18 protein-coding genes are annotated in these 20,491 nt (G+C 64.0%); 9 read left to right on the plus strand and 9 right to left on the minus strand.

The genetic code is table 11. The features are described 5' to 3' along the window. Nucleotides 1–7: 7 nt before the first annotated feature. The 8 genes from phoB to M2339_RS03230 form a co-directional block, all read right to left on the minus strand. Nucleotides 8–703, minus strand: coding sequence for a phosphate regulon transcriptional regulator PhoB (gene phoB, locus M2339_RS03195; protein ID WP_181560147.1), 696 nt, complete (start codon nt 701–703; stop codon nt 8–10). Nucleotides 704–706: 3 nt separating this feature from the next. Further along, entirely contained in the window at nt 707–1,405 is a 699-nt protein-coding gene (phoU, locus tag M2339_RS03200) for a phosphate signaling complex protein PhoU (RefSeq protein ID WP_181560146.1), read from the minus strand. A gap of 31 nt (nt 1,406–1,436) precedes the next feature. After that, the gene (pstB, locus tag M2339_RS03205; protein ID WP_264587533.1) at nt 1,437–2,219 is read right to left on the minus strand and encodes a phosphate ABC transporter ATP-binding protein PstB; all 783 of its coding nucleotides are present in this window, start codon (nt 2,217–2,219) and stop codon (nt 1,437–1,439) included. Then, complete coding sequence (gene pstA, locus M2339_RS03210) at nt 2,213–3,505, minus strand: phosphate ABC transporter permease PstA (RefSeq protein ID WP_264578500.1); 1,293 nt, start codon at nt 3,503–3,505, stop codon at nt 2,213–2,215. The genes pstB and pstA overlap by 7 nt, the downstream gene beginning before the upstream one ends. Further along, complete coding sequence (gene pstC, locus M2339_RS03215) at nt 3,502–4,884, minus strand: phosphate ABC transporter permease subunit PstC (RefSeq protein WP_264578501.1); 1,383 nt, start codon at nt 4,882–4,884, stop codon at nt 3,502–3,504. Before pstC ends, pstA begins: the two co-directional genes overlap by 4 nt. Nucleotides 4,885–4,961: 77 nt before the next feature. Continuing rightward, nucleotides 4,962–5,996 carry a substrate-binding domain-containing protein gene (locus M2339_RS03220; RefSeq protein ID WP_264587532.1) on the minus strand — a complete coding sequence of 345 codons (1,035 nt, stop codon included), beginning with the start codon at nt 5,994–5,996 and terminating at the stop codon, nt 4,962–4,964. A gap of 80 nt (nt 5,997–6,076) precedes the next feature. Next, the gene (locus M2339_RS03225; protein WP_264606148.1) at nt 6,077–7,366 is read right to left on the minus strand and encodes a sensor histidine kinase; all 1,290 of its coding nucleotides are present in this window, start codon (nt 7,364–7,366) and stop codon (nt 6,077–6,079) included. A gap of 71 nt (nt 7,367–7,437) precedes the next feature. Beyond that, nucleotides 7,438–8,112, minus strand: a complete 675-nt coding sequence (locus tag M2339_RS03230; protein WP_264587530.1) for an HAD hydrolase-like protein — start codon at nt 8,110–8,112, stop codon at nt 7,438–7,440. A gap of 167 nt (nt 8,113–8,279) precedes the next feature. Between M2339_RS03230 and glmU the strand changes: the two genes are divergently transcribed. The 7 genes from glmU (at nt 8,280) to M2339_RS03265 (ending at nt 15,168) form a co-directional block, all read left to right on the plus strand. Then, nucleotides 8,280–9,596 (plus strand): bifunctional UDP-N-acetylglucosamine diphosphorylase/glucosamine-1-phosphate N-acetyltransferase GlmU, encoded by a 1,317-nt coding sequence (gene glmU, locus M2339_RS03235; RefSeq protein ID WP_264588372.1) that lies wholly within the window; start codon nt 8,280–8,282, stop codon nt 9,594–9,596. A gap of 343 nt (nt 9,597–9,939) precedes the next feature. Then, nucleotides 9,940–10,200, plus strand: a complete 261-nt coding sequence (locus M2339_RS03240; protein ID WP_264573219.1) for a ribbon-helix-helix protein, CopG family — start codon at nt 9,940–9,942, stop codon at nt 10,198–10,200. Continuing rightward, nucleotides 10,197–10,565 carry a type II toxin-antitoxin system VapC family toxin gene (locus tag M2339_RS03245; protein WP_264570817.1) on the plus strand — a complete coding sequence of 123 codons (369 nt, stop codon included), beginning with the start codon at nt 10,197–10,199 and terminating at the stop codon, nt 10,563–10,565. Before M2339_RS03240 ends, M2339_RS03245 begins: the two co-directional genes overlap by 4 nt. Before the next feature lie 19 nt (nt 10,566–10,584). After that, on the plus strand, nt 10,585–12,408 hold the full coding sequence (gene glmS / locus M2339_RS03250; protein ID WP_264587529.1) for a glutamine--fructose-6-phosphate transaminase (isomerizing): 1,824 nt from the start codon (nt 10,585–10,587) through the stop codon (nt 12,406–12,408). 470 nt (nt 12,409–12,878) lie between these two features. Continuing rightward, nucleotides 12,879–13,220, plus strand: coding sequence for a hypothetical protein (locus tag M2339_RS03255; protein ID WP_264587528.1), 342 nt, complete (start codon nt 12,879–12,881; stop codon nt 13,218–13,220). A 20-nt stretch (nt 13,221–13,240) separates the two neighbouring features. After that, nucleotides 13,241–14,134: a hypothetical protein gene (locus M2339_RS03260; RefSeq protein ID WP_264587527.1), complete on the plus strand. Its 894-nt coding sequence runs from the start codon at nt 13,241–13,243 to the stop codon at nt 14,132–14,134. Next, nucleotides 14,131–15,168 carry a tetratricopeptide repeat protein gene (locus M2339_RS03265; protein ID WP_264606149.1) on the plus strand — a complete coding sequence of 346 codons (1,038 nt, stop codon included), beginning with the start codon at nt 14,131–14,133 and terminating at the stop codon, nt 15,166–15,168. Before M2339_RS03260 ends, M2339_RS03265 begins: the two co-directional genes overlap by 4 nt. Before the next feature lie 87 nt (nt 15,169–15,255). Here the strand turns inward: M2339_RS03265 and M2339_RS03270 are convergent, their stop codons facing one another. Next, nucleotides 15,256–15,921 (minus strand): GntR family transcriptional regulator, encoded by a 666-nt coding sequence (locus tag M2339_RS03270; RefSeq protein ID WP_264587525.1) that lies wholly within the window; start codon nt 15,919–15,921, stop codon nt 15,256–15,258. A gap of 111 nt (nt 15,922–16,032) precedes the next feature. Between M2339_RS03270 and M2339_RS03275 the strand changes: the two genes are divergently transcribed. Together M2339_RS03275 and M2339_RS03280 are read left to right on the plus strand one after the other, a co-directional pair. Further along, nucleotides 16,033–17,757, plus strand: a complete 1,725-nt coding sequence (locus tag M2339_RS03275; protein ID WP_264587524.1) for a CocE/NonD family hydrolase — start codon at nt 16,033–16,035, stop codon at nt 17,755–17,757. Between the two features lie 47 nt (nt 17,758–17,804). Next, a complete protein-coding gene (locus tag M2339_RS03280) occupies nt 17,805–20,489 on the plus strand; it encodes a TonB-dependent receptor domain-containing protein (protein WP_264587523.1) in 2,685 nt (894 codons plus the stop codon). Nucleotides 20,490–20,491: the final 2 nt, after the last annotated feature.

A 20,491-nucleotide genomic window follows, 5' to 3' on the forward strand; every position in this document is an offset into this window, starting at 1 on the left:
CGCGCGGTCAGGCGGCGTCGGCATCCAGCGAGTAGCCGGCCGAGCGGACGGTGCGGATGATGTCCGGCAGGCCGCCGGCATTCACCGCCTTGCGCAGCCGGCGAATATGCACATCGACCGTGCGCAGTTCGATCTCGCTGTCCTGCCCCCAAACGCTGTCGAGCAGGCGCTCGCGGGAGAACACCCAGCCGGGATGTTCGAGCAGATGGCGCAGCAGGCGGAATTCGGTGGGGCCGAGGGCCACGAGTTGCCCCGCGCGCCGCACCTTGTGGGCCACCGTATCCATTTCCAGATCGGCAAAGGTCAGAACCTCGCCGGCGAGGGCAGGGCGGACGCGGCGCAGCACCGCATTCACGCGGGCGATCAACTCGCGGGGGCTGAACGGCTTGGTCACATAATCGTCAGCGCCCGTTTCCAGGCCGCGCACGCGATCTTCCTCTTCACCGCGGGCGGTGAGCATGATGATCGGCACATTGGCCGTCTCTGGCATCCGCCGCAGTCGCCGGCAGACCTCGATGCCGGAGAGATTCTCCACCATCCAGTCGAGCAGCACGATATCCGGCGTGCTCTCCTGCGCCAGAATAAGCGCTTCCTCGCCGTCGGGCGTCTGCGTGACGTCGAAGTCTTCTCGCTGGAAGTGCCAGATGAGCAATTCCGCCAGCGCTGCATCGTCCTCGACGAGCAACATCTTTGCGCGGACCACCACTCAGTCCTCCGCCAGCAGATCGACTGACGTTCCCTTCTCCCGCTCCGGCGGCTTGGCGCCGGTCGCGACGTAATGGACCATCTCGGCGATGTTGGTGGCGTGGTCGCCGATGCGCTCGAGATTCTTGGCGATGAAGAGCACATGCGCGCTCTCGGAGATCATCTTCTGGTTCTCCATCATGAACGTCACCATGGTGCGGAAGATGGAGTTGTAGAAATCGTCCACCGCCCGGTCCCGCTCGATCACGGCCAGCGCCTGCTGCGCATCGCGCGCGGCAAAGGCGTCGAGCGCGGACTTGACCATCTCGCGGGCGATCTGCGCCATGGAGGGGAGCAGCGAGAGCGGCTCCATGCGGCTGGAGGCCGTCACCGTCTCCACGCGCTTGGCGATGTTCTTGGCATAATCGGCCATCCGCTCGACGATGCCGGCGATCTTGAGCACTGCGATGATCTCGCGCAGGTCGTCCGCCATCGGGGCGCGCAGGGCGATGGTCTGCACCACCAGCCGCTCGATATGCGCGTCCAGCTCGTCGATCCGCGCATCGCCGGCGACAACGCTCTTGGCGAGTGCCACATCGCGCGTCGTCAGCGCCTTGATGGCATTGTCGATGGCATCCTCGGTGAGGCCGCCCATCTCCGCGATCAGCGCCCGCAGGGCGTTGATGTCGTCGTCGAAGGCCTTGAGCGTGTGTTCCGTCATAGCTCGTTCCTGTCCATCCAATCGGCCGATGTCAGCCGTAGCGTCCGGTGATGTAATCCTTGGTGCGCTCTTCTCGCGGGTTGGTGAAGATTTCGGTCGTCGGCCCCTGTTCCACAAGCTTGCCCAAGTGGAAGAAGGCCGTCCGCTGCGAGACGCGCGCCGCCTGCTGCATATTGTGGGTCACGATCACGATGGCATAGTTGCCGCGCAGCTCCAGGATCAGCTCCTCGATCTTGGCGGTCGCGATCGGGTCGAGCGCCGAGCAGGGCTCGTCCATCAGGATCACTTCCGGGTCCACAGCAATCGCGCGCGCAATGCACAGGCGCTGCTGCTGGCCGCCGGAAAGGGCGGTGCCGCTCTCATTGAGGCGGTCCTTCACTTCCTCCCACAGGCCGGCACGGCGCAGCGACTTCTCCACGACCTGATCGAGGTCGCTCTTGCTGGCGGCAAGGCCGTGGATGCGCGGGCCATAGGCGATGTTCTCATAAATCGACTTGGGGAAGGGATTGGGCTTCTGGAAGACCATGCCCACCCGCGCGCGCAGTTGCACCACGTCCATGCCGGAGGCGTAGATATCCTCGCCATCGAGCGTGATCTCGCCTTCAACCCGCGCGCTCGCCACCGTATCGTTCATGCGGTTGAGCGTGCGCAGAAAGGTGGACTTGCCGCAGCCCGAGGGGCCGATGAAGGCAGTCACATGATCCAGGTCCACATCGATCGAGACATTGTCGATCGCCTGCTTCTCGCCATAGAAGACCTTGACGCCGCGAGCGGACATCTTGGGTGAGCTGGTCTGAATATCGGCCATTACCATTTCTTCTCGAATTTGTTGCGCAGGAAGATCGCGATGCTGTTCATCGTGAGCAGGAACGCCAGCAGCACGATGATCGCGGCGGAGGTCTTTTCAATGAAGCCCCGGCCCACTTCATCCGACCACAGGAAGATCTGGACCGGCAGCACAGTGGCGGGATCGGTGAAGCCGCCCGGCGGCTGCGAGACGAAGGCACGCATGCCGATCATCAGCAGCGGCGCGGTTTCGCCGAGCGCGCGGGCCATGCCGATGATGGTGCCGGTGAGAATGCCGGGCAGGGCCAGCGGCAGCACATGGTGGAACACCACTTGCACCGGCGAGGCGCCGATGCCGAGCGCCGCATCGCGGATGGAGGGTGGCACAGCCTTGATCGCATTGCGCCCGGCGATGACGATGACCGGCATGGTCATCAGTGCCAGTGTCATGCCACCGACCAGCGGCGCCGAGCGGGGCAGGTGCATGACGTTGAGGAAGATAGCGAGGCCGAGCAGGCCGAAGATGATCGAGGGCACCGCTGCCAGATTGTTGATCGACACTTCGATGAGGTCGGTCCAGCGATTGCGCGGCGCATATTCCTCCAGATAGAGTGCGGCGAACACACCGATGGGGAAGCTCAGCGCGAGCGTGATCACCATCGTGATCAGCGAGCCCTTGAGCGCGCCCCAGATGCCGACCATCGTCGGGTCGGTGCCATCGCTGCCGGTGAGGAAGCCGATATTGAAGGCGGTGGAGAGCGCGCCGGCATCGCCGAGCTTGGCGACCAATGCCTCATCGGCGGGCGTGCCGTCGCTCTTCATCGCCACGTCCAGGCCGGTCGAGGCGGGGAGGTTCACCGTGGCCTTGCGCTGGAGAATGGTTGGATCGCTGATGATCGCCTTGCGCAGGGTGAGCACGGCGTTGGGCGAGAGGATCTGGGTCTCGGGGAGGCCGAACGCCTCCCTCGTGGCCTGCTCCAGCACCGCCGGCAGATTGGCACTGGCCAGCGCCTGCTCGGGGTTGGTCGCAAGCACCGCCGGATCGATCAGCGCGGGCGAGCGCGGGAAATCGATGGGCACGGCGACTTCCGTCTGCGTGAAGCCGCGCAGGCCATTGCCCATCATCGAGATGAGCAGGAAGGCAAGGAAGCCTGCCGAAACCAGCACGGCGGCCATGCCCCACAGGCGGAACCGGCGCTCGGCGGCGTAACGGCGCGCAATGCGGCGCTTCATCGCATCGCCGCGCCAGTCGGTCGGCACCCGTTCGGCGCGGTCGCTGGCCGCAGCCCGGTCGAGAACAGTCTCGCCGCTCATTCGTAAGCCTCCCGATATTTCTTCACGACCCGCAGGGCGACGATGTTGAGCAGCAATGTGACCACGAAAAGCACCAGCCCGAGCGCGAAGGCGGCGAGCGTCTTGGCACTGTCGAATTCCTGGTCACCGGTCAGGAGCTGGACCATCTGGGTGGTCACGGTCGTCACGCTGGAGAAAGGATTGAGGGTGAGGTTGGCGGCAAGGCCGGCCGCCATCACCACGATCATGGTCTCGCCAATCGCGCGGCTCACGGCGAGCAGCACGCCGCCAACGACGCCGGGTAGCGCGGCGGGGATCAGCACCTTGCGGATCGTCTCGCTGGTCGTCGCGCCCATGGCGAGGCTGCCGTCGCGCATCGATTGCGGCACGGCGGCGATGCTGTCGTCCGCCATGGAGGAGACGAAGGGGATGATCATGATGCCCATCACGAGGCCCGCGGCCAACGCGCTCTCGGAGGATGCATTGGAAATGCCGAGCGAGACCGCGAGGCTGCGCAGCGCCGGCGCGACGGTCAGCGCCGCGAAATAACCATAGACCACCGTCGGAACGCCGGCGAGCACCTCAAGAATGGGCTTCATCCACTTGCGGGTCGTCGGGCGGGCATATTGGGTGAGGTAGATGGCGCTCATCAGCCCGAGCGGAATGGCGACGATCATGGCGATGATGGCGCCAATGAATATCGTGCCCCAGAACAGCGGCACTGCGCCAAAGGCGTCCTCATTGCCATAGCCCATCGCGGCCGATTGCGGGCTCCAGTTGAGGCCGAACAGGAAGTTGAATGGGTTGACCATCGAGAAGAAGCGCATCGATTCAAACACCAGCGAGGCGACGATGCCGGCGGTGGTGACGATGGCGATCAGCGAGGCGCCGAGCAGCGACCACATCACCACCTTCTCGACGCGGTGGCGGGCGGTGAAGGCGGGGCGCACGCGCGAGAGGGCATAGGCGCCGCAGGCGAAGGCCAGGATCGCGGCGAGGATCGCGCCCATGGTCGAATAGCGCGTCGTCGCGACGCGATAGGGTTCGACCAGCTCCGTGGCTTGCGGATTGAAGGCGGCGGCCTGCGACCCGGTGGCAATGGACTGTGCTTCGGCGAGGATCGCGTTGCGGGAGAAATCGTCGGTGGGCAGGCTCTGGGCTGCGGGCGTAGCCAGCACCGAGTCCGCGATCAGCGCGGGCATCACATTCGCCCAGACCGCGAGGAAGGCGAAGGCCGGCAGCATGGTCCATAGCGCGACATACCAGCCATGCTGGGTGGGGCGGCTGTTGGTCGCGAGACGACCGACTTCCGCCTGCAGCCGGGTGGCGCGTGCTCGGGCGATGATCCAGCCGATCACCCCAAGCGCGCCTATGATCAGGACGATCATTACGCCGGTCATTCGCTCATACCCCTTTGGCCATTAAACCTGGCAGGAACCGGTGGCGGCAGCGCGCCGTCACCGGTTGGATTGTCCGATCAGTGCAGTTCGTCGCCGTTCAGCACGGTGAGGTTTGCGATGCGCTCGGCATTGGCCGTGCGCACATCCTCGGGCGCGGCGACCATGCCACGGCGGGCCAGCGCGCCATCGGGTGCCCAGTTCTTGGCAAAGGCTTCCATATAGGCCTTGAGGCCCGGAATGGCCGCGAGATGGGCCTTCTTCACATAGATGTAGAGCGGACGGGCGCCGGGATAGGAGCCGCCGGCAACGGTTTCATAAGTGGCTTCCTGACCGTTGATGGCGATGTCGCGCACCGTGTCGCGATTGGCCTCGAGGAAGGAGAAGCCGAAGATGCCGACCGCATCGGGATTGGCATTGAGCTTCTGCACGATCAGATTGTCATTCTCGCCGGCATCGACATAGGCGCCGTCCTCGCGGATCTGCGTGCAGAGCTGCTTGTGCTTGTCTTCATCCTTGCCCTTGAGTTCCTTCATGGCCGGGTCGGTGTCGCAGCCCGGGGTCAGGATCAGCTCGGCCAGCGAATCGCGCGTGCCGGAGGTCGAGGGCGGGCCGAAGACGGAGATGGCAATGGCAGGCAGCGAGGGGTCGATATCCTGCCAGGTCTTGGCCTTGTTCGGGCCCTTGCCATAAGGATTGGCGGCCAGCGCTTCATAGACCTGCTTGGTGGTCAGCGCGATCTTGGGACCTTTCACGGACTCCGCCAGCGCCAGGCCATCCAGACCGATCTGGATTTCGATGATCTCGTTGACGCCGTTCGCCTGGCACGCCTCGAACTCGGATTTCTTCATGCGGCGGGAAGCGTTGGCGATATCCGGGTTCTGGGCGCCGACGCCCTTGCAGAACAGGCTGATGCCCGCACCGGTGCCGGTGGATTCGATGATCGGCGCTTTCATGCCGGGATTGTCATTCTGGAAGAGGCGCACGGCTTCCTGTGCGAACGGATAGACGGTGGACGAGCCGACCGCGCGGATCTGATCGCGCGCGCCGCCACCGGGCTGGTTCTGGCAGGCCGCGAGCATGAGCAGGGACGCGGCGAAAAATGCGTGACGCATGGACTGGTCTCCGGGAGGCGCTTGTGTTGCCCGGCGTCGCCTTAGAACCGGGTTCCTCGCGCCTCTGTGACATTTCTGTTTCACTTTTGTGACTCGGTCACCCCGGCAGGTGCGGCCCGGGCGGTACCGGCAGCGGCGTCTTCGCCCGCAAGAGCGCGGAAGACCGGCAGTTCCACCCGCACGGTGGTGCCGACCCCGACCTTGCTGTCGAACTGAAGAATTCCGCCATGGCGCTGCACGATGTGCTTCACGATGGCGAGGCCAAGGCCCGTTCCGCCCATCGCGCGGCTGCGGCTTGAGTCGATTCGGTAGAAGCGCTCGGTGAGGCGGGGGAGGTGTTCGGGTGGAATGCCCTCGCCCTGATCGCTCACCGCCAGGAGCACCATGTTGCGCTCATGCGGCTCGGCCCGAACCGTCACCGCCGTACCGGCCGCGCCATATTTGAGCGCATTGCTGATGAGGTTGTGAAGCAGCTGGCTCAACTGCGCACGGTCGCCGCGCACCGGGGGCAAGTCCGGATCGACCTGCGTCACGATATCCTGCCCGCGCTTGTTCTGCCCCTGGCGGAAGACCTGCACCACTTCCTCCACCAGCGGGGCGAAGGCCACCGGCTGGTCGGGCGAGCGATATTTGTCCGCCTCGATGCGGGAGAGGGACATGAGATCGTCCACCAGCCGCTGCATCCGCCGCGCCTCGCCATCCATGATGGTGAGGAAGCGCTCGCGGGTGGCCGCATCGGCGCCCGCGACGGGGTCGCGCAGGGTTTCGATGAAGCCGAGGATGCCGGCCAGCGGCGTGCGCAGCTCGTGGCTGGCATTGGCGACGAAATCCACGCGCATCCGCTCGGCGGCCTGCTTGTCGCTCTGGTCGAACAGCAAGGCGAGCAGGCGGCCATTGGCAATCGGCTGAATGTCGAGCGCCCAGCTTTGGCCGGCGGCGCCCAGCCCAATGATGTCCACGCGGGCGGGAGCCTGCGCCTGATTGGGGCCGGTGAGCAGATCGATCGCGGCCGGGTGGCGCAGGGCCAGCCGCACGTCCTGCCCGATGATGTGACGGCCGAGCAGCGCCAGCGCGGCGTCGTTGCAGCGCTCGATCCGTCCGCGCTCCACGATCAGGCTCGGGTGCGGCAGGGCCTGGAGCAGCGTGTCGATCTGGCTGAGGCTCGCGCCATTTGCGTCAGGCGCAGGTGCCGAGATCAGGGACGGCGTTGCGCGGCGCTCCAGCGCATCGAAGAGCAGCGCGACGCCGAACAGGCAGGCCACCGCCGAGGTCAACGTGGCTTCCGCGCTGCCGGTCAGGGCGTAGACGATGACGGTCGCCAGCGCCCCCGTCAGCAGCAAAATCCAGATCGAGCGGTCGACGCGGGCCATGGCCACCCCGTAGATGATTCGCATTGCCAGCGCGATTCCAAAGATGGCAGCGCGCTGGGGCAGTGAGGGGCTTAGACCGTCCAGCGCTCCAGCAGCGGTATCAGCTCGTCATAATGGTCGATACCGGCATCCGCGCCGATCTCTTCCGCCGTGCAGGGCACGAAGCCGAAGCTGACCGCAATCGAGGGGATGGCAGCAGCACGGGCGGCCAGCGTGTCATTGTCGGTATCGCCCAGGAAGATGGTGCGCCCGCCGCCCGCCTTCTCGACCATGTCGAGCAGCAGATCGGGCAGCGGCTTCATCCGGTTGGGGCCGAGCGTGTCGCCGCCGACGATAGCCGCGAGACGGGGCGTAAGGCCGAGCTGATCGAGCAGGCTGCGCGCCAGCGCCTCGCGCTTGTTGGTGCAGACGGCCAGTCGCACGCCGCGCGCGGAAAGCGCATCCATCGCGTCGATCAGGCCCGGATATGGCTGGGTATGTACCGCGATGTTGGCGGCATAATGGTCCAGCAGGATCGGCAGCAGCGCATCGACCATCGCCTCGTCTTGCTCGCCCGATTCCTGCAGTGCCCGCGCCAGCATGCGCCGCGCGCCCTTGCCGATGAACGGGCGGATGGTCTCGACCGGAAAGGGGCCGTAACCGCGCGTGGCGAGCGCGTGATTGACGGCGGCGGTCAGGTCCGCGCCGGTATCCAGCAGCGTGCCGTCAAGATCGAAGCCGACAAGGTCGAAAGCAAATTTGGTCATCGCCGCCCCATGCCTTCTGGGCAGTGGCGCGATCAAGTCAAACATGGCAAGGCTTGCCTGCCCTGTCCTGATCGCCCCTCGATCTCGCCAACAAGAGAGTGCCCGTGCCCGATCCGATCAACCGCCCGCTTGCCGTTATCATTCTTGCTGCCGGCCAGGGGACGCGCATGAAGTCGGCCAGGCACAAGGTGCTGCATCCGCTCGCTGGCCGGCCGATGCTGCTCCACCTGCTGGCAAGCGCCGGCGCGCTCGATCCGGCGCGGCAGATCGTCGTGGTCGGCGCCGGGCGCGAGCAGGTGGAGACCGCCGTGGCCGGTCGCGGGATCGACATCGCCGTGCAGGCGGAACAGCTCGGCACGGGTCATGCCGTGGCGCAGAGCGCAGCGGCGCTGCAGGGCTTTGTCGGCGATGTGCTCATTCTCTATGGCGATGTGCCCCTGGTCCGCGCCGAGACCATGCGGGCGATGATTGCGCGCCTGCATGAGGAGGATGCGCCGGCCTGCGTCGTGCTCGGCTTCCGCCCGCGCGACCCCGCCGCTTATGGCCGCATAATCGCCACTGCCGATGGACGCATTGGCAAGATGGTCGAATATAAGGACGCGACCGAGGCGGAGCGCGCCGAGGATCTGTGCAATTCCGGCCTGATGGCCGTGCGCGCCGAGGATCTGTTCGCGCTGCTCGACCGGGTCAGCAATGATAATGCAGCGGGCGAATATTATCTGCCGGATATCGTGATGCTCGCCGCCGTCGACGGGCGGGCGAGCGCGGTCATCGAAACCAGCGCTGATGAGGTCGCCGGCGTGAACAGCCGGGCCGAACTGGCGGCGGTCGAGGCGAGCTGGCAGCAGGCACGGCGCGCGGAAGCGATGCGCGACGGTGTGACGCTGGTCGCGCCGGAGACGGTGTTTTTCGCCTACGACACCGTTCTTGGCCGCGACGTGACCGTCGAGCCGAATGTGATCTTCGCCCCCGGTGTGGTGGTGGAGGACGGCGCGACGATCCATGCCTTCAGCCATTTGGAGGGCGCGCATGTCGGCCGCGAGGCCTCGGTTGGGCCGTTTGCGCGGCTGCGGCCCGGCGCGCGGCTGGGCGAAAAGACCAAGGTCGGCAATTTCGTCGAGATCAAGAAGGCCGTGCTGGGCGCGGGGAGCAAGGTAAACCATCTCTCCTATGTCGGCGACGCGCAGGTGGGCGAGGCGGTGAACATCGGTGCCGGCACGATCACCTGCAACTATGACGGCTATTTCAAGCACGAAACAGTGATCGGCGACCGCGCGTTTATCGGCTCCAACAGCGCGCTGATCGCGCCGGTGCGGATCGGCCGGGATGCGATCGTCGCGGCAGGCAGCGCCGTCTCGCGCGATGTCGGGGACGGAGAGCTACGCTTGGTCCGCGCGGAACAGTTTGTGAAGCCGGGCTGGGCCGATCGCTTTCATGACGCGATGCGCAAAAAGAAAAGTGCGGCGCGCAAGAAAGACAGCTGAGGCACCTGCCATCCGGTGGCATTTTATCGACGAACCGAGGAAAATTTCTGCGGGATTGTCGAAAATGTCCAATCGCCCTGGCAGCATTTTTGAGAGGGTCGAGCCCAGCAGATGAGCAGCGATCCTTCGTGGGACACAATCGGCTTTGCCCGGTTGTGGGGAGTGCAGCGCTGATCATCGATCCTTATCGGTGCGAGCCGAACCTGTCCGTGGGAAATGCGCCGCCCGGTGCATTTGGGCAGTTGGGATAGGAAAGAGGGCGGCCAGCTATGTGGTTCGCCCTCTTTTCTTGCGTGGCCGAGGCGCGCATTGACATGATATCACGATATGATATCAATATATCATGCGCTTCCTGGCTGACCTTTCCGACGACGATGTGAAGTGGCTTGAGGAGCAGGCCGCCCAGCAGGGGACATCTCGTGCGGCGATCCTCCGCGAGGCCGTCAGCAGCTATCGTGCCGCCCAGTCCATGCAGGGGGTGGAGCGTTTTTTCGGCCTCTGGGCACAGCATGGCTCATCGGTGGATGGGCTGGCCTATGAACGTCGCGCCCGTGGCGAGTGGGATCGGGACTGGGAGAGCGCCGAGGGCGCACCTCAGCCGTGAGCGAGTTCTACTTCGACACCAATATTCTCATCGATGCGCTTCATGAACGCCCGCAGGCCTGGGCGGAACTGCAGCGCGCCCGTCGGCCCTGGATCAGCCGGATCAGCTGGATCGAGATCATGGCCGGCGCCCCGGACGGGCTCCATGCCGAGACGGAGCGCTTTCTGGATCTTTTCGCGATCGCGGAAGTAAGCGAGGAGGTGGGGCGGCGGGCCGCTTCGCTTCGGCAGCAGCGCCGTTCGCTTAAATTGCCCGATGCCATCATTCTCGCTTCGGCCCAGTTGAGCGGGCGCATATTGGTGACGCGCAACAGCAGGGATTTCCCGGCCAATATGCCGGGCATCCGCATCCCCTACACGATCTGAATTCAAGGAAGGCTCACCCATGTGCGGAATCATCGGCATCGTCGGCACGCAGGATGTTGCGGAGCGCCTGCTCGACGGGCTGCGGCGGCTCGAATATCGCGGCTATGATTCCGCCGGCGTCGCTACAATCGTGGATGGCCGGATCGAGCGGCGGCGGGCCGAGGGCAAGCTCGTCAATCTTGCCCGTGTGCTGGCCGCCGAGCCGCTGGCGGGCGCGACCGGCATTGCCCATACCCGCTGGGCCACCCATGGCGCGCCGACCACGAGCAACGCGCACCCCCATGCGACGGACGAGGTCGCGGTGGTCCACAATGGCATCATCGAAAATTTCAAGGCGCTGCGTGATGAGCTGATCGGGCGCGGGCGGGTGTTCGCCAGCGAGACCGATACCGAGGTGGTCGCGCATCTGGTGAGCGAGCTGGTCGAGCAGGGCGCTTCGCCACAGGACGCCGTGAAGCAGGTGCTGCCCCGCCTGCATGGCGCCTTTGCGCTCGCCATCCTATTCCGTCGCCATCCCGATCTGTTGATCGGCGCGCGCCTTGGCTCGCCGCTGGTGGTCGGCCATGGCGATGGCGAGACCTATCTCGGATCGGACGCGCTGGCGCTGGCCCCGCTCACCCAGCGCATCGCCTATCTGGACGAGGGCGACTGGGTGGTGGTGACGCGCGAGGGCGCGCAGGTGTTCGATCGGGCCAACAATCCCGTCGAGCGCGCGGTCACCATCTCCGGCGTGTCCGGTGCGATGATCGACAAGGGCAATCATCGCCACTTCATGCTCAAGGAGATTTACGAGCAGCCCGTGGTGGTGGCGCAGACGCTGCGCAGCTACCTCCGGCGGATCGACGACACGCTCTCCCTGCCGATCCCGGACTTCGACCTGTCTGCCATCGGCCGGGTCACGATTGTCGCGTGCGGCACCAGTTTCTATGCCGGCATGGTCGCCAAATACTGGTTCGAGCAGTTCGCGCGCGTGCCAGTCGATCTCGATTTCGCCTCGGAATTTCGCTATCGCGAGCCGGTGATGGAGGCGGGCGGCCTTGCCCTCTTCATCTCCCAATCCGGCGAGACGGCCGATACGCTCGCGGCGTTGCGCCATGCCAAGGCGGAAGGGCAGAAGATCGCCGTCGTCGTCAACGTGCCGACCAGCTCGATGGCGCGCGAGGCGGATTTGCTGCTGCCGACCCATGCCGGGCCGGAGATCGGCGTCGCCTCGACCAAGGCCTTCACCTGCCAGCTCGCCGTGCTCGCGGCGCTCGCGGCCAATCTCGCCCGCGCGAAAGGGCGGCTGACGCGCGCGGAAGAGCAGCGGATCGTCGGCCACCTCGCCGAGGCCCCCGCCGCGATCAATCAGGCGCTGATGCAGGACGAGGCGATCCAGGCCCTTGCCCCGCACATCGCACCCGCGCGGGACGTGCTCTATCTGGGGCGCGGCACCGATTATCCGCTGGCCCTCGAAGGTGCACTAAAGCTCAAGGAAATCAGCTACATCCATGCCGAAGGTTATGCGGCGGGTGAAATGAAGCACGGCCCCATCGCGCTGATCGACGAGGCAGTACCGGTCATCGTCATCGCGCCCTCAGGCCCGCTGTTCGAGAAGACCGTCTCCAACATGCAGGAAGTGCAGGCCCGCGGCGGCAAGGTCGTGCTGATCTCGGACGAGAAGGGCATCGCCGCCGCCGGTGAAGGCTGCCTTGCCACACTCGCGCTCCCCAAGGTCCACCCCCTCATCGCGCCGATGGTCTATGCCGTGCCCGTGCAACTGCTCGCCTACCACGTCGCGGTGCTCAAGGGCACGGATGTCGACCAGCCCCGGAATTTGGCGAAAAGCGTGACGGTGGAGTAGGTTCGACCTCTGAGTGTGGCCCCTTGCGGCGCATATAGTTTCTCAAATGGCGATTAAAATTCGCCGATTTTGAATTTGCGACAATTAAAATTGTCAGATTATTCCTAAATAAAATACGTATTTAGTCATCGGTACCTTCAATAGTGCATCTTGGCGAAAGGGCATGCCAGTGGCCGGGTGGTCAGCATCTGAGCAAGAATGATAGTACAGATCGGCCATGCACCGGACCTCCGGTCTTAACGCCGATCCGCTAGTTGCGCAGGGTGGCTGCTGCTCATGCGTGCCCACGCAACCACGGCATCTTACTGGCGGCCGAAGTAGGGTGTGCGTGTTTCCGTCGACCGTCGTGCCAACGGCAGCGTCGCACGGCTGGACGATCGATTGGGAAAAACAGTTTCATATCCTGCGCATAGGTGGCCACAAGAGCCTGTTTCCGCTTGTAGAGGTCTCATCCTATGCTCATGATAACAATGCTCGTTGCTGCCGCGGCCCCACCGCAAGATGTGGTGAGGGCAGATCCTGTCGCCGGCATGCTGCCCGCCGGTATCGGCGAAGATGAGGTCGCGATTGCCGGGATCACGGATAGCGCCGTTCAGAAGTGCGTTCGGTTTTTCGAAGAAGAGCTGGCGCCGGAGGCGGGCATGCGTATCGACCGCAGTGCGATGACGTCCAGCCCGGAGCAAGGGCAAATCTGGCGGGCAAATGCGGTGAGCGTGCGACCGCCACTGCGTGCGTCGCGGTTCACCTGTACCAGGGATGGGAAATCCATTGAGCCGCTAGGCGCGCCAGAGGCGGAATCGCCCGGCAAATGACCATGAGGAAAGGACAGCTGTTGAACGGCAAAATCGGTACGCTGCTATGCGGCCTGCTCGCGCTGGCGCCGATGGCGGCGCAGGCGCGCTCCTCGCAATGGTGGTTCGTGGCACAGGGTGCAGACCGGGTTGTGTTCGTTGATGTGGGCTCCATCGAGCGTGAGGGCGATATCGTCCGGTATCAGGCCAGCCAGGTGATCCGCGATCCCAATGATCCAGCGGCCCTCATCCGCGCCTATATGGTGACCGACTGCAAGAAGCGCACCGAAAGCTGGGATATGGCGATGCGCTATGACGCTGAGGATCAACGGCTCGACGAGACCGCGGTGAGCTTTCCGACCGAAGCCGTCCTGCCCGAAACAATCGGCGATGCGCAATTGCAGTTCGTCTGCGCCGCGGATCATGCGCAGGGCGACGGCTTCCCCCTGCAGATCGACGAAGTCGCTTTTGCCGAGGCCCTGATCGCCGATGCCCAGGCGTCGGAAAGCCCAAAGGCAATCCACGAACGCATGCGCCTTGATCCCAAGGTGCCGGTCATTCGCTCGAAGGCGCCCGGCGTTGAAACCTTCGGCACGCCGCAGATTGCGCTGGCGGGACATGCCGTCGTTCCACCACGGGATTATGCCAAGGGTGCGCAGATCCCCATCGTCAGCGATTATGACACGGATGTGGTCGGGCAGATTTACGACATTGCCTATCTGGGCGTGCAGAATGGCGAGTTGGTGTTCGAGAAGCGTGGCTACAGCATCGATGACCTCGCTCATGCCGGTTCCGGCCAGCCCATGCGCTTTCCGCGAGCGCAAAAGACAGTTCATATTGGCGACTTCATGATCGACGTGCTTGAGGCTACGCCGCAATCGCTGCACTTTCGCGCACAGCTCGTCCGTGACGCGGCCGAGGGACAAGGGGGATGACATCGGCCTTGCGGCCCATAGTCGTCCTCGCGCTGGCAATCTTCTTCGTGGTGCTTCCTGCGCAGGCGCAGGAAGCCGCGACAGCAACGCAAACGCCACCGCAAATGGAGCCGTCACAAGAGGACGCGCCGACCTCCGTGCCGGACCTTGTCACGCGCTGCGACGAAGAGCATGCGGACAGTTGCGCCGACCTGGGCGAGCGCTACCGTGAAGGCCGGGGTGTCGCACGCGATCTGGTGCGGGCGACCTATTTTGCCGGCAAGGCGTGCAATCTTGGTGACATGGCAAGCTGCACCATGGCCGGCTTCGCTTATGGGCAGGGGCAGGGCGTCGCCCTGTCGATGGACCGAGCCGCTGCTTATTACGCCTATGCCTGCCGGAGCGGCGATGCCACCGGATGCTCGAACCTGGGTCTCGCTTATATTCGCGGGGATGGCGTTGTGAAGGACGACGTCCGTGCCGCTGCTCTCTTCCGGGAAGCCTGCGACAAGGGATCGTCCGACGGATGCATGAACCTCGGCGCGGCCTATTCGCTGGGCAAGGGACTGCGCCGTAGTCATGCAGAAGCCGCGCGCCTGTTCGGGCAGGGTTGCGACGCGGGTGATGACAAATCATGCTATAATCTCGGCGTCCTCTACCGGGACGGCCTCGGCGTGCCGCGTGACTACGCGCGAGCCGCAGCATTGTTCGAGAATACGTGTCAGGCTGACGACGCGAGCGCCTGCGGCAATCTCGCGATGATGATCCATCGGGGCCAGGGAGTCCGTAAAGACCGGAGCGGCGCGCTCGACATGTTCGACAAAGCGTGCGGGCTTGGGGAGGCGGAAAGCTGCTTCATGCTTGGGAAGGCCGAGTTGGACGGGAAGCAAGGTCGGGATGGCAATCATGCGCGAGCGATTGCCTTGCTGGAACGATCCCTGAAGCTGGACCCGAAGGCTTCCTTCGCTGGCAAGGCGAGGAAGGCGCTCGCCGATGCACGCGCTGCGGCGAGCGCTTCAAGCGCGGTCGAAGATGGCGGAGTGGAACAGCGCTGAGGTTCGCGCCCCGGATTTATCGCGGGTTAGCCGATTCTTTCAGTGGCCACCGTTCTTGACAATCGATGAGCACCGCTCTCACGACCCTCACCGATAAAATTCACTCTCGATTTTTGACAGTGTTTTGAACCCGTCACCGATGTGGCTGCGCATGGCCGTTTCGGCCGCATCGGCCTCTCCGGCCAAAATGAGGCGCAGCATGTTCTGGTGGTCCGCGTTCGCGGTACGCAGGCGCTCCTCGTCGTAGAAACTCTCGAACAACATTCGGTGAATGGGAACATTCAGGCGTTTGAGCAACTCGGCAATGACCGTGTTGCCGGAGCCCTCCACAATGAGTCGATGCCACTCGATATTCAGCCGCCCAAACTTATCCGGCGCCCGATCGTTCACGCATTTGTCGAGTTGCTCCTGGACGATGCACAACTGGTGCTTCTGTTCCTCCGAGGCGTTTCGTGTGAAGTCGGCGGCGCAGATACCTTCTAAGGCAAGACGCGCCCGATAAATTTGCGCAGCTTCCTCAAGGCTGGTGCTTCGGACGGATGCACCGCGGAATTCCTCGATCAGCACCAGGCCTTCGCCTTCCAGCCGCTGCAACGCTTCGCGCACCTTCGACCGACTAGCGCCGGTTTGCCGGATGATGTCCACTTCGACCAACCGCTGGCCGGGCACAAAACGGCCTGTGCGGATGCGGTCACGCACCCAGTCGGCGACCTCGACTGCCGAGGGTGCCCGCTTGTCAAACTGCTCGTTCATGTGAGGAACGTCTAATCTCCCGACAATATTGTCAACAATATTGTCATTTGTTTTTTGATTGCATCCGGCCGGTTGATCGCTGATGAAATTGTCAACAATAGGAGAGCGGGGATGCGGGCGGTTGGATGGATCGGCGTGCTGGCTGCTGTTACGGCAGCCGTGCCGGGTCCGGCTAAAGACTATGCAGACGTGCAGCGTACCTCGCTCTACGTGCCTGTGCGGGACGACACGAAGCTGGCCGTCAACATCTATCGACCGGCCAGTGACGGCAAGGTGGAAGAAAAGCGCCTTCCGGTCATCTTCGTGTTCACGCCCTATCGCGCTCGTTTCAAGGATAAAGACGGCGCGATCAGGGAAGTCGCGCTGGAGGACGGCCTGGCGCTGCGCTCGCTGATTTCGGCCGGTTACGTGGTCGCGGTCGCCGATATTCGCGGCAAGGGCGCGTCCTTTGGCGCGCGCCGGGGTTTTCAGGACCGCACCGAGGCGAAAGACGGCCATGATCTGGTCGAGTGGCTGGCAAGTCAGTCCTTTTCCACCGGCAAAGTCGGCATGATCGGATGCTCCTATCTGGGGGGCACAACATTTCACACCGCGACCACTGCGCCCCCGGCGCTCAAGGCGGTTTTCATCGGCGCGTCGGACCTCGATAAATATGCTTTCGTGCGGCGCGGGGGTATCGCCGCACAGTTCAACACCCGGCCGGACGAGCCGTTGAGCGATGATCTCGCGAGCGTCCCGGTCGATGGCGACGCGGACGGGCAGCAGCTTAAATCAGCCGTTGCCCAGCATGCCCAGAACACGCCGATGGCCGCCCTCTGGTATGGAATGCCCTATCGCGACAGCGTTTCCGCCTTCACTGGAAATCGCTTCTGGGAGGAAGTGGGCGTCTATAATTATCTCGACGCGATCCAGCGGGCGGGCATCGCCACTTATTTCTGGAGCAACTGGCATGACGAGCCAACGGCCCAGTCCATCTTAAGCGCGGCGAACCTCAAGGGATCGAAGTTTCTCGCGGGGCCTGGCAGCCACTGCGTGCCGCCGCCTGGATTCGACTTCACCGGCGAAGTCGTGCGCTATTTCGATCATTATCTCAAAGGCGCGGACAACGGCATCGAGAAGGAGCCGCGTGCGACTTATTGGGTCGAGGGACTGGACGGGAAAGGTGGCTATGCCCGCTCCGACGCGTTGCCGGGTGCCAAGGTCACGCCAATGCAGTGGTTCCTGAACGGCGGTCGCAGTGGCACCGCGCGATCAGTGAATGACGGAACGCTCGGTGCAAAGCCGGATCGCGCGGGCGCGGACAAGTTCACGGTGCGCTACGACTTGCCGGGCGCAGACTATTTTGCCTTCTGGGCCAAGCCCATGGACGACAAGGGGCTGAGCTATACCAGCGCCCAGCTGGACAAGCCGCTCAAGCTGATCGGCTATCCGGTCGTGAACCTGCGCGTCTCGGCGGACAAGCCCGATGCCGATGTTTTCGTCTATCTGGATCAAGTGGCGGCCGACGGACAGGCGGAGGTCGTGGCCTTCGGCCGGCTGGCACTAGCGCATCGCAAGAATGGCAAGGCACCCTATGACGTCATGGGTCTGCCCTGGCACTCAGGGCGCAAGGCGGATGTAGCACCTCTCCCGATCGGCCAGCAGGCCAATCTGGCGATTGATCTGACGCCGGTGTCGCGGATCGTGCCGGCTGGCGCGCGTTTGCGCGTCACCATCGCCGGTGCGGACCCCCGCCAGCGCAATCTCAAGGAAATACAACAGACTCCCGCCCCGGTTTTCACGGTCGAGCGGGGCAGCGCGGGCGGCTCCTGGGTCAAATTGCCGGTCGCGAACTGAGACGTCGATTAAACATAAAAGCCGCAGGGGCGGCGAGGGAGGTTGGGATGAGCAAGGATTATAAAGGCGGGATCACTCTAGGAACGGCACTGAAGCTGGGCAGCAGCCTGATGGCACTGGCTCTGCCCGCGATGGCGGTGGCGCAGAACGAAGAGGCGGCAGCGCCGGACATCGTCATCACCGGCAGCCGCGTGCGCGGGGAAGCGCCGGTCGGGTCGACGGTCACAACACTTGGCCGGGCCGAGATGGAGGCTTCGAGCGCGGTCACCGTCGATCGCATGATTAAGGAAATCCCGCAGGTCTTCGACCTCGGCGTCTCGGAAAATTCGCGTGGCCAGTCGGGCGGAAGCGGCAACATCACCTATGGCAACTCGGTGAACCTGCGCGGCATCGGGCCTTATGCGACGCTGGTGATGATCGACGGGCACCGCGTGACCAACAACAGCCGTTCGATTGATCCGTCGGTCCTGCCGTCGCTGGGTGTCGAGCGGGTCGAGGTGGTCGCCGACGGCGCATCCGCCATCTACGGTTCGGATGCGGTCGCGGGCGTGGTGAATCTTATCCCCCGTCGGTCGCTAGACGGCGGCGAGGTGTTCGCGCGCTCGGGAATATCGTCGCGGGGCGACTTCCATGAGACGACGCTGGGCGCCGCCCTCGGCAAGGTCTTCGAGCGTGGGCAGATCATGGTCGCCTACGAGCATGTCGAGCGCTCGAACCTGAGTGGCGATGATCGCGGCTTCTTTACCAGCAACCAGACTGGCTTCGGCGGCGGGGATTACCGGATTGTGCGGTGCGCCCCGGGCAACATCAATGCAAACGGTACGACCTACGCCATCCCGGCGGGGGGCGTGACCCAAGCGACGGCAGGATCGCTGGCGGCAGGCACGCTCAACAGGTGCGACGAGCTGGACAATCAGGATCTCATTCCGAAGCAGCGCTACGACTCATTCAATAGCACGGGTCGCTTCGACCTGACCGACTGGCTGAGCGTCTTCTATGACGGCTTCTATTCAAAGCGTAATTTTTACCGGAATTCCGCTTATTCCAACGCGCGCCTGACGGTGCCGCAGACGAACGCCTTCTTCGTGCGGCCGGCTGGCTTTAGCGGGACCAGCTACACACTCGACTATAATTTCGGCAACAGCGTGCCGATCAATGACTCGTTCGGTTCTGCGGAAAGCTGGCAAATCACGCCCGGCCTCCGTGCGAAGCTGCCCCATGACTGGGAAGCCGAAGTGCTGTTCGGCTATGGCAAGACCAATGATTTCTCAGGCTCTTATCACGGCATCAACAACGCCGCGCTGAACGCTGCGCTCGCCAGTAGCAACCCCGCGACGGCGTTTGACCCATACAGCCGTGGTCGCACCAGTGCCGCAGTGCTGGCCGGGATTGCCGACCAAATCTTCCTGGCTCCAACCAATGGCCACCTGAAGACCTATGAAGGTCGCCTCAACGGCTCGCTCTTCGCGCTGCCCGGCGGCGACGTGAAGCTGGCGGCGGGTTATGAGCGGCAGGATTTCAACGTCGCGCTCGGCTCCGCTCGCGGCGGGCCGACGACGCCGATCACCTACCGCCATTTCGGCCGCGAGGTGGATTCCTTCTATGGCGAACTCTACATCCCGATCTTCGGGGCGAACAACGCGGTTCCCGGTTTCGAGCGGCTGGAACTCAATGCCGCCGTACGCCACGACAAGTATAGTGACGTGGGCAGCACCACCAACCCCAAGTTCGGCTTGAACTGGCAGCCGGTGCGCGGCGTCAAGCTGCGCGGCAGCTACGGCACGTCGTTCCGGGCGCCGACTATCCCGGAGATTTACGGCAACTCGAACAACATATTCGGCCAGAGCTACCAGAACCCGGCGGGCGGTGCGCCGCTGCAGGGCTATGCGCTTTCCGGTCCCAATCTGGACCTGAAGCCGGAGACGGCGACCACCTGGTCGGTCGGCTTGGACTTCGAGCCGACATCCAATCTGAGTTTCGGCGTCACCTATTGGGATGTCAAATATGAGAATCAGGTGCTGGCCAACCTCTCCAACCTCACCATCCTGGGTAACGAGGCGCAGTATGCCGGCACGGGCATCATCCTGCGCGGATCGGCGGCGGCGGCGCGGGTGCAGCAGTTGCTGAGCCAGGGCGTCGCGCTGGCCGGAGGTTCCTTCCCCGGCGGCGATCCGGCCAATGTGACACTGTTCGTGGACGGACGCAGCCAGAATCTGGGCGTGTCGATCACGCGCGGGATCGACTTTAGCGGAACCTGGAAAGCCGACATCGGTGCGGACGACCATCTGCTCTTCAACGTGTCGGGTACCTACCTCACCAAATATAACATCGCCGTGACGCCCGCCGCGCCGCTGGTCGACCGGCGCAACGTCATCTTCAATCCGCTCAAGTTCAAGGCGCGGGCCAGCATCACCTGGGATCACGGGCCGCTGAGCGCGCGTGTTCTGGCCACGCATGTTGGTGGATACACCAACAACCTTTCCAACCCGGTGCAGTCCGTGAAGAGCTACACCCCTGTCGATTTGACGCTGACGTGGCGGATCGGGGATCCGCAGGCTACCGGCTTCTTCGAGAAGGGGCTCACGCTCGCGATGGAAGTGCGCAACGTCTTCGATATTGCGCCCCCCTATGTCAATCTGGCGCCCAACGGCAACGGCGGCGGTGGCTACGACGCGACGGCGAGCGATCCCATTGGGAGGCTCTTCGCCGTCAGCGTGCGCAAGTCCTTCTAAGG

It is taken from the genome of Sphingobium sp. B2D3C, from assembly GCF_025961835.1.
Taxonomy (GTDB): Bacteria; Pseudomonadota; Alphaproteobacteria; order Sphingomonadales; family Sphingomonadaceae; genus Sphingobium.